This window comes from Streptomyces iakyrus (assembly GCF_000717055.1).
In the GTDB taxonomy this organism is placed as follows: Bacteria; Actinomycetota; Actinomycetes; order Streptomycetales; family Streptomycetaceae; genus Streptomyces; species Streptomyces iakyrus.
In genome coordinates this window covers 1-330 of the sequence record NZ_JNXI01000131.1, presented here as the reverse complement: position 1 = coordinate 330, position 330 = coordinate 1, and the positions used below count along the sequence as shown (strand labels likewise).

Genomic DNA, 330 nt, shown 5'->3' with positions numbered 1-330 from the left:
TTCGATGACGGCGTCGCGTCGCCTGCAGCTTGCCGCTGAAGGGTCCGGGACACTCGGCATCGCGTTACGCCGCTGGCGGCGACAGACCGAAGCCGCAGATTTCGGATTGCCGACAGCGAGCATCACCCGTTGGCGCGTCTCGGTTTTGCCGTCCGCGCCGCTGCCTGTCCCAGGCCTCGCTCGCGCGCGATGGCTCCTTGAACTCATTCGTTGTCGCGCGGGCGAAAGTGCGGATTTTGAAGTGGAAGCTTGCGATGACAAGGGTCGTATCGCTCTTCCTTCCGAGGTGGCCAACGGATCGCCTCAGAAGGAAATTGGGCGGCGCATCGC

General features: G+C 63.9%; 1 protein-coding gene. It reads left to right on the top strand.

Features of this window, described 5'->3' with window-relative positions; genetic code table 11:
* On the top strand, positions 1 to 330 hold a 330-nt coding region (locus OO68_RS49045), incomplete at both ends, for a hypothetical protein (protein WP_209442698.1).